Origin of the sequence: Allomuricauda sp. CAU 1633 (assembly GCF_017313225.1) — a bacterium.
Taxonomy (GTDB): Bacteria; Bacteroidota; Bacteroidia; order Flavobacteriales; family Flavobacteriaceae; genus Flagellimonas.
The window spans coordinates 383,276-395,867 of sequence record NZ_JAFLNE010000004.1 but is presented as its reverse complement, the minus strand read 5'-3'; the positions used below and the strand labels follow the sequence as shown (position 1 = coordinate 395,867).

Here is a 12,592-nt window from a genome sequence, read left to right as displayed (position 1 = left end):
TTGGGAAATATTAAGGTCTGGGTTCAGGCCGCTAGACTGCGCACCCTTCCTCTTTCATTATCAGGAATTATTGTAGGTACTGCTTTAGCCAGAAAACAAGGATTTTTTGAACTGGGCATTTTTGTGTTGGCCTTATTGACCACCATCGGTTTTCAGGTCACTTCCAACTTTGCCAATGACTATGGCGATGGGGTAAAGGGCACTGATAATGAGGATAGGATTGGTCCTTCGAGAGCGCTCCAAAGTGGGCTATTATCACGCCCTGTTTTAAAAAGGGGAATCATTATTTCAAGTATCATTTCCATGATATTGGCTGTGGCACTTATCTATCTGGCATTCGGTACTGAAAATTGGATTTATGTCCTTCTCTTTTTCTTTTTGGGAACTTTGAGCATTTGGGCCGCCCTTAAATATACCATTGGTTCCAATGCATATGGGTATATAGGGTTGGGGGATGTGTTTGTTTTTCTATTTTTTGGACTTTTAGGGGTTTTGGGAAGTAAGTTTTTATATACCAAGACTTTGGATTGGGCCTCATTGCTTCCAGCCGTGTCCATAGGACTGTTGTGCGTTGGTGTGCTCAATCTGAACAATCTCAGGGATGTGGTTTCGGATAAAAAATCGGGAAAGAACACTTTGGTGGTCAAAATGGGGTTCGCCAATGGAAAGCGGTATCATTTTGCATTGATTTCCCTAGCGGTTCTATGTTTTCTAGGGTATATCTGGCTGGAAAAAATCAGCCTATTGAACACGTATTTTATGCTGGCTTTTCTGCCCATTTTGATTCATTTGGCAACGGTACTAAAAACCCAAGAACCGGGAGAACTGGACGGCGAGCTTAAAAAATTGGCGCTCAGTACTTTTGCACTGGCTATATTGTTCTATATTGCTATTAATAATTTTTTGTAATTTTGATATACAACCAAATAAACTTTAAGCAACTTGGAACATCCCATTAAAATTTTAATTGTTGAGGACAATGTCATCATTGCAGATGACATGCAGTCCATGCTGGAAGAGATCGGCTATGAGATTGTGGATAATGTGATTGTCTATGAACAGGCCGTGGAGGTATTGAAAAATAATCATGTTGACCTGGTCCTGATCGATATCATCTTGGCTTCTGATAAAACTGGGATTGATTTAGGAAAGCACATCAGGGAATCCTACAACATTCCCTTCATTTTTGTGACCTCCAACTCGGATAGGGCCACAGTTGAAAATGCAAAAACAGTAAAACCAGATGGTTATTTGGTAAAACCATTTGAACAGCAAGACCTATATACTTCCATAGAAATTGCACTTTCCAATTTCAACTATAATAAGAAGGGAGAAATAAGGGACGAAGAAGGGGAAGAAGGCGAAAGCTTTACCTCCAACTCCGTATTGAAGGATTCCATCTTCGTTAAAAAGCAACACCTTTATTATAGGATTCAGTTCACGGACATCCAGTTCATCAAAGCTGACAATGTCTATTTGGAAGTCAACACTGCAGATAAAAAGTTTTTGGTTCGTTCCCCATTGAAGGATTATTTGGAGAAATTGCCCAAGAATAAATTTTATAGGGCGCACAAATCCTATATCGTAAATGTGGATCATATAGATGCCATCAACTCAAAAGACATTATGATCAACAACAACTTGATTCCCATTTCCAAGGATTTCAAGGAGTTTATCCTTTCGTCGATGAACAGTTGATTTTATAAAGAAAATTAGAATATAAAGAGCACCTTTTTCAGGTGCTTTTTTTGTGCCACAAACTTTTCTCCTGAACTGACCACAACTTTTTACAAGTTCACAACAATGTTTTCCCACTATGGTAAGCCTGACCTACTTTAGCAGTGTAAATAATTAGAAAGTAATTTTTTCATTTTCATATAGTGTTCTCGTAAAAGGGTCTTGTTTAATAGCAAGGCCTTTTTTGATTTTACAACTCTCCTAATTCCATGAAATGCACAAAACATCGATAAAAGGTCGTTTGACATACCCTTGGATACATTTCACAACAGAAATGAGCAGTTTCACAACAATACTGAACAAGTCTGTCCCTTTGCATTTAATTTTGACGCCAAACTAACGTTCTTTATATACCCCATACGTTGATTCCAAAGGTTGAATCGATAAAATACATCCAGCGCAGAAATCATCTTACGGGGAAGACAAATAAAGGGCACAAACCATACTATGGTTCTACAAGAAATTCTTGGAGAACCATATATCGTAAGTAAATTAATGGAACGTTACGTAAGATTTTTATTCACTGTATTTTGCTTTGTTTTTCTTTACAGCGGTTCTGCACAGTCTTTTGACGACCAGGAGCAGAGTGTTTTAAAGGAATTCCAAGATACCAATCTCCCAAAAGAACGGTTCAACGTTTTTTTCAATTCTGTCGATAGATATAATCAGAACTCGGCCTACGACTGGTTGGAGACCATCAAAATATACCTCTCCAACGCACAGACAACCAACGATACAACTGCCCTTCGTTTGTATCAGATAATGCAGGCACAGATTTATAATGATCTTGGTGAATACGACAAAAGTACCACCTTGGCCAAAGATATTTATGCCGCTAAAGACTCATTGGATGTAGACTCGCAAACAGCGGTCTTGGATGTTTTGGACGATAACTATGCCAACCTCCAGCTTTTTGATAAGCAAATAGAAATCAGGAAGCAGAAAAAAGAAATGGGCATTACAGATAACGTTTCCTTCTATGATATCTACAGCAACTTAGGATTGTACCGGGTGGCTAGGAACCAATACATTATGGAGGTAAAGCCCACCATCGCCGATAATGATTCTTATGGATTGGCGAAATACCATAGCAAAGTGGGAAACTATCTTCGTCTTGATAATTCAGCACCAACTGCGTTGAGCGAATTGAAGAAAGCAAAAGCCTATTTGGATGTTTATCTTAATGACATCTCTATTCAAAAAAGTGAAGACGAAATTTTTGAAAGTGATTTGCTCAAAGCTGAAATAGAAGGAAATATAGGAAAGTGCCATGTAATGCTGGGCGAATATGAGCAGGCCATTCCACTTTTGGAAAGTAGCATTGAAGTATTGGATACGTCATCCAAGAACAGCCATAAAAGTGAGATGGTAGAGAATACCCTCTATTTGGCAAATGCCAATTTGCAGATGGACCGATTTTTGGCAGCAAAACGAAACCTTGATATTGAGTTTGATAATATTGGGATCCAACAGGTGATTAAGCGAAACAGCCTATTGGCGGCTTATTATGACAGGGTGGAGAACTACAAAAATGCGGCCATGTACTACAAACGTAATGAACGTATCAAGGATTCCATGGCGCAAAAACAGTCCTCCATTATAAAACAACAGTTGGTGACCATTGTGGCCAATGAAGATTTGGAGAACTCGCAACGCTTGATTGAGGAACAAAAGCGAATCAATGAGTTGGCCCGGAGTGAAATGAAGGCAAAGGATGAACGCATCAATTTGGTTTTCATCTCCCTTATTTTCACATTGCTCGGTTTTGCCGGGTTGGTCTATGCCTATTTAAAGAGTATCAAGAACCAACGTTTAATTGCCGAACAAAAGCACATCATTGAAAACGCGCTGATTGAAAAAGATTCCCTGCTCAAGGAAATCCACCACAGGGTAAAGAACAACTTGCAAATGGTTTCCAGCTTGTTGAGTCTTCAAACCAAAAATACGCGTAGCAAGGCGGCCATTGAGGCATTGGAAGAAGGCAAGAGTAGGGTGAAAGCCATGGCATTGATACACCAAAAATTGTATCAGAATGATGATTTATCCGTCATTGAAATGCAGGGGTACATTGAAAGTCTTATCAATAGTGTTCAGTCGGTTTACAAGAAGGGCGGTCACAACATTAGCATTACCATTGACGCTGAAGGCACTGAATTGGATATTGATAGAGCCATTCCTTTTGGATTGATTTTGAACGAATTGGTGTCCAATTCTTTTAAATATGCTTTTCCTGATAGTGATGATAATGGCAAGATCTACATTCATCTCCGTAAAAATGGCGATCAAGGCTATTTTGAATACACCGATAACGGGGTTGGTCTTCCTGAAGACACAGAGGAGCGCACCCATTCTTCAATGGGAATCCGTTTAATGAACCGATTGGTAAACCAATTACAATCCAAGTTAAACATAGACACGCAAACCGAAGGAGTTCGCTTTTGGTTCAACTTTAGCTGATGATTTTTTGGTTGTAGCATCCTAAATATGGTTACATTTGAAACCATTGGATGAAAGCTACCTATAAAAAGTATATCCTAAATTTTAAGATTCCCAGTGGGACGTCACGTGGCGTTTTGACGCAAAAAGAGACTTGGTTTCTGTTGCTTCAGGATGAGAACCGTTATGGAATAGGAGAGTGCGGTATTTTACGAGGGTTGAGTGTAGACGATGTTCCCGGTTATGAAGAAAAGTTGCAATGGGTCTGTGAAAACATCCATTTGGGACAAGATGGTTTACTGCAGGAATTGAACGGATTCCCTTCCCTTCAATTTGGGCTGGAACAAGCATTCTTATCACTGCAGTCCCAAAATCCCTTTGAGCTGTTTCCTTCTGAATTTACTAAAAAAGAATCGGCGATACCCATTAACGGACTCATCTGGATGGGAGATGAAGCATTTATGCTCTCCCAACTAAAACAAAAACTAAAAGATGGTTTCCAATGCATTAAAATGAAGATTGGAGCCATAGATTTTGCTGCTGAACTTTCCATATTAAAAACTATCCGGAATAACTTCACACCACAAGAAATTGAACTTCGGGTCGATGCCAATGGTGCTTTTTCACCTACTGATGCCATGGAGAAGCTACAACAACTATCAGAATATCAACTCCACTCCATAGAACAACCCATTAAGCCCGGTCAATGGGAACAAATGGCAGAACTTTGCCAGAATACGCCATTGCCCATCGCCTTGGACGAGGAATTGATTGGTATTTTTTATGTAACGGAAAAGGAACAATTGCTACAAACCATAAAGCCACAATATATTATATTGAAGCCTAGTTTGGTGGGTGGTTTTAATGGATGCCGAGAATGGATAGATCTCGCGGAAAAGTATCAAATAGGGTGGTGGGTAACCAGTGCTTTGGAAAGCAATATCGGGCTCAACGCTATTGCGCAATGGACCTATACGTTGGGAAATTCCATGCCTCAAGGCTTGGGTACCGGAAGTCTGTACACCAACAATTTTAAAAGTCCGTTGGAGGTTTCAAACGGGAAATTGTATTATAGCAAGACAAAACAATGGAAACATAATTTAATTGAAGATTTATGTATATAGAACAAGGGTATAAAGGGGACATTGGCCTGTGGAAGTATTTTATCATCCCGGTTGCATTCATAGGGTTTATGGTGCTCAACTATATTGCCACGGTAAATTCTCCAGTAAGCGTGGAAGATACCATGCAGCAAGTTATAGCGGAATTTGGTTCTAATTTGGTTTTGATTTTCCTTTTGTTTCCATTAGCGGTAGGATTGTTCGTGGTATTGGGTTGGACGTATATTGTCCATAAACAATCCATTACCTCATTGACCACTTCACGAAAGAAAATAGATTGGAGACGTATCTTTTTTTCATTTGGACTTTGGACAGTCATCACCATTCTTCTGGTTGGGATTGACATTTATTTTTCCCCGGATAGTTACGTGTTGAATTTTGATTTGGTCAAATTTATCCCCTTGGCGATTATTGCCATTGTTTTGATTCCCATGCAAACCAGTTTTGAAGAATATTTGTTTAGAGGACACATGATGCAAGGATTGGGTATTCTGGCAAAGAACAAATGGGTGCCGTTGGTGGTAACTTCTACCTTGTTTGGACTGATGCACATTGCCAACCCCGAAGTGGAAAAATTGGGTTTTGGTATTCTTATTTACTATATCGGAACGGGCTTTTTCTTGGGAATTTTAACACTAATGGACGAAGGGTTGGAACTCGCACTCGGTTTTCATGCCGCAAACAACCTTATTACAGCACTTTTGGTCACCGCGGACTGGACCGCTTTTCAGACCAATTCAATCTATAAAGACATTTCAGAGCCCTCGTTAGGATGGGATGCTGTGATTCCTGTTTTTGTGGTTTTTCCACTGCTATTGTTGTTTTTTTCAAAAAAATACGGTTGGAAGAACTGGAAGGACAGACTATTTGGAAAAGTAATGACCAAGGAAGAATTTGTGGCCTTATCCAATGGAGAATCCAATCTGGCATAACATACATCCCCAGTTTAAGCTCAACGGCACTTCGTATCATTTGGAAGACCTTAAGGAGATTGGCTATAGCTTGGTCAAGGAAGGAGACCCTTTTGAGCTCTCCCTAGGTGATTTTATATTGGATTGGACTTCTGAAAAACCCACTTTGGAGGTTTTTACTTCAGGCTCCACAGGGAAACCCAAAAAAATTGCATTGCTAAAAGAGCACATGGTCAATTCGGCCAAGGCTACTGGAGCCTATTTTGGTCTAGCACCTAATCATACTGCTTTATTGTGCCTTCCTTGTTCGGGAATCGCAGGAAAAATGATGTTGGTTCGGGCTATGGTACTCGGTTTGCAATTGGATTATGTGGAGCCCTCATCGACCCCATTGTCAACTAATGAGAAGGCCTACGATTTTGTGGCAATGGTTCCCCTGCAAGTTCAAAGTTCCTTGGAGCATTTGGATAGAATCAAAATAGTGATTATTGGTGGTGCACCAGTGGATATCACTTTACGGAGCAAACTGAAAAACCTACCCACTCAATGTTATGAAACCTATGGGATGACGGAGACCATCACCCATATTGCCGTAAAAAGAATGGGAGATGGTTCAATCGATTATTTTGAAACCCTGCCCAATGTTACCATTTCTGTGGATGCGAGGGACTGTCTAGTGATTAATGCTCCCAAGGTTTTGAATGATCAAATTGTGACCAATGATGTGGTGGAACTCGCCGGTGAAAATCAGTTTAAGTGGCTGGGGCGTTATGATTCCATCATCAACTCTGGAGGCGTTAAACTGATTCCTGAGCAAATAGAGAAAAAACTATCGTCCATTATCAACTCCCGTTTTTTTGTAGCGGGACTTCCTGATGCGGTTTTGGGACAACAATTGGTTTTGGTGATAGAAGAATCCCAGGTTGACTCGGAAGTACTACTCTCAAAAATCAAAAAAGTAAAAGGTCTTCACAAATATGAAGTACCCAAAAAAGTAGTGGCCCTAAAACCGTTCATTGAAACCAAAACTGGCAAAATCCATCGTAAAAAAATAATGGAGCAAATACGTTAAGTTTTGTATTTTGAGAGGATAAATCAAACTACATGAAACAACTAACGCTATTATTTACATTCCTTACTATTTTTCTTGCCCATTCCCAACAAATCCTTCCCGAAGTGGAACGTGCCCGGGTAGTGGATGAGATTCTGGAAGAACGGTTCAATGTCTTACTCCCAAAACTTATGGATGATACGGGGATTGATATGTGGATACTCATCTCAAGAGAATATAATGAGGACCCTGTGCTACGCACTATGCTTCCGGCCACTTGGTTGAATGCCCGAAGACGAACCATACTCCTTTTTTATCGAAATACCGAAAAAAATACCATAGATAAATTGGCGGTAGCTCGATATAATATTGGCAAGAGCATAGTTTCCGCTTGGGATAAGGAAAAGGAACCTGACCAGTGGAAGCGTTTAATACAGCTTATTGAAGAACGGAATCCACAGAAAATAGCCCTTAATTTTTCAAAAGATCATAACATAACCGATGGTCTGGATAAGACGGATTACGATGAATTCATGTCCAACCTTCCCAAAAAACACCAGTCTAAAGTAATGTCAGCGGAACAATTGGCGGTACGTTGGATTGAAACCCGAACTGAAAGGGAGATGGTGATTTTTGACCAACTCGTGGATATTACCCATGATATAATCGCCGAAGCCTTTTCTGAAAAGGTCATAACTCCGGGCATCACAACCACCACTGAGGTAGAATGGTGGATGCGGCAAAAAGTTACCGATTTGGGATTGGAAACATGGTTTCATCCTACGGTGGACATCCAACGCGCTAGTGAAGAATTGGTAAGTCATCTGTATTCCTTTTCAGGAAGACCCGATGATTTGGTGATCATGCCGGGCGATTTGTTACATTGCGATTTCGGAATTACGTATCTCCGTCTCAACACGGACTGTCAAGAACTTGCGTATGTACTAAAACCAGAAGAGACCGAAGCCCCTTCATTTTTGGTGAATGCGCTATATGATGGTAACCGGGTTCAAGATTTCTTGACCACGAACATGGTCCAAGGAAGGGTTGGAAATGACATTTTGGCCAAATCATTGCAGGATGCCAAGGATGCGGGCTTACAACCTGCCATTTATACCCATCCTTTGGGAATGTACGGACACTCCGCTGGGACCACTATTGGCATGTGGGATTCCCAAGGCGGTATAGAGAAGGATGATGGGGACAATTACCCTCTAAACCCCAACACCTGTTATGCCATTGAACTGAATGCCACGGTGAACATCCCGGAATGGAACCGAGATATTCGGATTATGCTGGAAGAAGCGGGATTTTTCGGTGAAGATGGTTTTCGGTATGTGAATGGGCGACAAACAGAATTGTTTTTGATTCCAAGAGTAAAACCGCAGCAAGGATATTGATGGACAGTATTCCAGCAGCGTCTATTTTATACAATTGTTGACCGAGCGATACTTTTACATTAGCCCCAGAGAATGCTAAACATATTGAGAAATGAAATTAACTAACTGGAAAATCATTCTGATTTGTTTTCTGATAGGATTCAGCAGCAATGCACAAGAATACAAAAATGTCTCTATTTGTTGGGATGCTTCCCTCTCCATGCAAAATCGGGATATTGAAAAGGATTTTTATTTTTTGGACGCCTACTTTAAAACAGTCCAGAATGCCCAGGTGAGTTTGGTGACTTTCAGTGACCGGGTTCTCTCTAAAGATACCCATCAAGTAACTTCAGGTGACTGGTCTTCCATTAAAAAAGAACTTCAAGCATTAACTTATGATGGAGCTACTTCTTATGAATCACTCAGTAGTTATGTGGATACAGGAGAAGTTTTGTTTTTTACCGATGGAAAACAAAATTTGGGCAGCGGCACCCCCAATTTTAACGGTGAACTCTATATCATCAATAGCAACAAGAGTTTTGATAAAGCCAGCCTTAACCTGCTGTCCATTGTGAACAATGGAAACTTGGTGGATTTTAATGAAAAGAAGGATTCAGACGCCCCATTTGACAATACTAACCAATATTCTGGGACTATTTATAGCGGCACAGCAGGTCTGCAAGGTGCTGATATTTATGTTCAGGGCAATGAAAGTAACCGCGTTAAATCTAATGTAACAGGTGGTTTTTCAATAGACGGAAGGGTAGGGGATACATTGGTCGTTGCTTATGGAAATAAATTGGAAAAGCAGGTGTTGGGAGAAAATAACACGCTTAATTTTTCATTGGAAGACCAAGGAATTCAACTTCAGGAAGTGGTAGTGAGTGAAACGATAGGTGAACCTGAAGAGACCATTACAACGGGTTATGGCGAGGAAAACAAGGATAAAGTGGGCTATGCGGTCCAATCCATTTCAAGTGATGATATTTCTGATGCGGCCACAACCCCAGACATGGCGATTCAAGGTAAATTTTCTGGGGTGAACCTGGGACAAAATGAAGATTTGAGCCAAGTGACCATGCGGCCACGAATGACCTTGTTGGGTAATGTGTATGGATTGATTGTAATTGATGGTGTTCCATTACGGCAGTCTGATTCTGCAAGCGGCACGGTCTTTAGTTCAGATTTCATCAACCCAGAAAACATTGCGGAAATTACCGTTTTAAAAGGATTGGCCGCCACAAACAAATACGGCAGCCTTGGTGTTAATGGAGTTCTTCTGATTACTTCAAAAACGGCAACCTACGCCAAGGAATCGGGTGGAAAACCAGACATGGCCCGTTTAAGAGACAATATTTATGAAGATAAAATTAAGGTGAACAATAAAACGTTGGTCACACCTTACCTAAAGGAATTGAAAAATGGGAAAAGTATTAGGGAAGCCTATGATATTTATTTGAATCAAAGGGAAAGATATTGGAATGCTCCCGAATATTTTTTAGATGTTTCTAATTTCTTTTTGGGTTCAAGTCCTGATTTGGCGGAGCGGATATTATCCAATGTTCTTGAAGTTGAAAATCCCCCTTATGAAGCATTACGTGCCCTATTTTTAAAATGTACTGAACAGGAAAATCATGCAATGGCTGTATTCGCAGCCGATAAAATGCTGGAATTCTTTCCCAATAAAATCCAATCCTATTTTGATGTTGCCTTGGCCCAAAAAAACGTTGGAAATCTGCAAGAATCCCTCAACATGTTGAACGGTATGGTCAGTGGGGATGCCAATCTCGAATTAAATTTTTCTCCTATGGAAAAGATGGTAGGAACAGAGATTCGAAATATGTTGAATCAAAACAAGGGGAAGTTGGATATTGATAAAGTGGATGCCAAATATCGGAACAATGTAACCTATAATGCCAGATTAATCTTGGATTGGAGCGTTCCGGATGCCGAATTTTCCGTTCAATTTGTGAATCCTCAGAAACGATTCTTCACTTGGGAACATACGGAAATTGGTGACCGAAAACGGATTTTGGAAGAACTCCAGAATGGAAACTCCAGCGAACAGTTTGAAATTGTGGGTGCTGAAACCAAAGGCGAATGGATATTAAATGCCACCTATTTGGGGAACAGAACCCCAAAAAATGAAGCAGCCACATTTTTAAAATGTACCGTACAATACAATTTTGGGAAACCCAATCAAAGAAGCGAGGAATTTATAATACGACTTCAGGAAAATGGAGACGAACAGCAATTGGCCCGGTTCACCGTAGATTAATTACACCTGTAGCACTCCCATATTGAATTTTTTCTCAATTGGTGCATGATTGGCCGCTTCAATCCCCATAGAAATCCATTTTCGGGTATCTAAAGGGTCTATGATGGCATCGGTCCAAAGGTGTGCTGCAGCGTAGTAAGGAGATATTTGGTCGTCGTACCGCTGTTTGATTTTATCGTAAAGCTCTTTTTCTTTCTCTTCATCAACTGGTTTTCCACTTTTTTCCAGAGAAGCTTTTTCAATCTGTAGCAAAACCTTGGCTGCTGAATTCCCACTCATCACTGCGAGTTCAGCACTCGGCCAGGCCACAATCAATCTAGGGTCATAGGCCTTGCCGCACATGGCATAATTTCCGGCACCATAACTGTTTCCAATAACAATGGTAAACTTGGGCACAACGGAATTGGCTACTGCGTTCACCATTTTGGCACCATCTTTAATAATACCACCATGCTCACTTTTACTACCCACCATAAAACCAGTAACATCTTGTAGGAACACCAACGGAATCTTCTTTTGGTTGCAATTGGCAATAAATCGGGTGGCTTTGTCTGCAGAATCAGAATAAATAACCCCGCCAAATTGCATTTCCCCGTTTTTAGTTTTGACTACCTTCCGCTGATTGGCCACAATCCCCACGGCCCAACCATCAATTCGGGCGTAGCCCGTTAAAATGGTTTTACCGTAGCCTTCCTTGTATTGCTCAAATTCAGAATCATCTACAAGTCGTTTTATGATTTCCAACATGTTGTATTGGTCACTCCGTGAAGCAGGTAGAATTCCATAAATATCTTCTGGATTTTCTGATGGAGTTTTTGGCTCAGTTCGATTGAAACCTGCTTTATCAAAATCCCCTATCTTATCAACAATATTCTTGATTTTATCCAGCGCATCCTTGTCGTCCTTGGCTTTGTAATCCGTTACTCCACTAATTTCGGAATGGGTGGTGGCCCCACCTAAAGTTTCATTGTCAATGTTTTCACCAATGGCCGCTTTCACCAAATAGCTTCCTGCCAAAAATATGCTTCCAGTTTTGTCCACGATCAGGGCTTCATCGCTCATAATGGGCAAATAGGCGCCTCCTGCCACACAACTTCCCATAACCGCAGCAATTTGGGTGATGCCCATACTGCTCATAACGGCATTGTTCCTGAAAATACGTCCAAAATGCTCCTTGTCTGGGAAAATCTCATCCTGCATGGGCAAATACACCCCAGCACTGTCCACCAAATAAATGATGGGAAGTCTGTTTTCGATGCAAATTTCTTGGGCCCTTAGATTCTTTTTTCCGGTGATGGGAAACCAAGCCCCAGCTTTTACGGTAGCATCGTTAGCGACAACCACACATTGCTTTCCCTTCACATAGCCAACTTTTACCACAACACCTCCGGAGGGGCAACCTCCATGTTCCTCGTACATGCCATCGCCTGCGAATGCACCAATCTCAATTGAGGGCGATTTGGCATCCAACAGATAATCAATGCGCTCTCTAGCGGTCATTTTACCCTTTTCGTGATGTTTTTCAATGCGTTTTTTGCCTCCGCCCAGCTTTACTGCGGCGAGTCTTTTCCGAAGTTCGGAGAGCATTAATTTGTTATGGTCTTCATTTTTGTTGAAGTCGATATCCATAGGCACTATCAATTTCTTGCTATCGGTTAAAGATAAGGAGTTATAATCAT

General features: G+C 40.8%; 9 protein-coding genes. 8 read left to right on the top strand and 1 reads right to left on the bottom strand.

The window, feature by feature from the left end; translation table 11 throughout:
• From menA to J0X14_RS13845, 8 genes are all read left to right on the top strand, one after another.
• Nucleotides 1-909 carry a 1,4-dihydroxy-2-naphthoate octaprenyltransferase gene (gene menA / locus J0X14_RS13880; RefSeq protein WP_207098397.1) on the top strand — a complete coding sequence of 303 codons (909 nt, stop codon included), beginning with the start codon at nt 1-3 and terminating at the stop codon, nt 907-909.
• Nucleotides 910-942: 33 nt separating this feature from the next.
• Entirely contained in the window at nt 943-1,698 is a 756-nt protein-coding gene (locus J0X14_RS13875; protein WP_207098396.1) for a LytR/AlgR family response regulator transcription factor, read from the top strand.
• 534 nt (nt 1,699-2,232) lie between these two features.
• Nucleotides 2,233-4,194 (top strand): sensor histidine kinase, encoded by a 1,962-nt coding sequence (locus J0X14_RS13870; protein ID WP_207098395.1) that lies wholly within the window; start codon nt 2,233-2,235, stop codon nt 4,192-4,194.
• Nucleotides 4,195-4,244: 50 nt separating this feature from the next.
• On the top strand, nt 4,245-5,297 hold the full coding sequence (locus tag J0X14_RS13865) for an o-succinylbenzoate synthase (protein ID WP_207098394.1): 1,053 nt from the start codon (nt 4,245-4,247) through the stop codon (nt 5,295-5,297).
• Nucleotides 5,288-6,226, top strand: coding sequence for a CPBP family intramembrane glutamic endopeptidase (locus J0X14_RS13860; protein WP_207098393.1), 939 nt, complete (start codon nt 5,288-5,290; stop codon nt 6,224-6,226). The genes J0X14_RS13865 and J0X14_RS13860 overlap by 10 nt, the downstream gene beginning before the upstream one ends.
• Entirely contained in the window at nt 6,204-7,277 is a 1,074-nt protein-coding gene (locus J0X14_RS13855) for an AMP-binding protein (RefSeq protein WP_207098392.1), read from the top strand. The genes J0X14_RS13860 and J0X14_RS13855 overlap by 23 nt, the downstream gene beginning before the upstream one ends.
• A gap of 32 nt (nt 7,278-7,309) precedes the next feature.
• Nucleotides 7,310-8,656 (top strand): M24 family metallopeptidase, encoded by a 1,347-nt coding sequence (locus J0X14_RS13850; protein ID WP_207098391.1) that lies wholly within the window; start codon nt 7,310-7,312, stop codon nt 8,654-8,656.
• Between the two features lie 91 nt (nt 8,657-8,747).
• On the top strand, nt 8,748-10,913 hold the full coding sequence (locus tag J0X14_RS13845) for a TonB-dependent receptor plug domain-containing protein (protein WP_207098390.1): 2,166 nt from the start codon (nt 8,748-8,750) through the stop codon (nt 10,911-10,913).
• Here J0X14_RS13845 and J0X14_RS13840 read toward each other — a convergent pair whose 3' ends face one another.
• Entirely contained in the window at nt 10,914-12,542 is a 1,629-nt protein-coding gene (locus tag J0X14_RS13840) for an acyl-CoA carboxylase subunit beta (RefSeq protein WP_207098389.1), read from the bottom strand.
• Between the last annotated feature and the right edge of the window lie 50 nt (nt 12,543-12,592).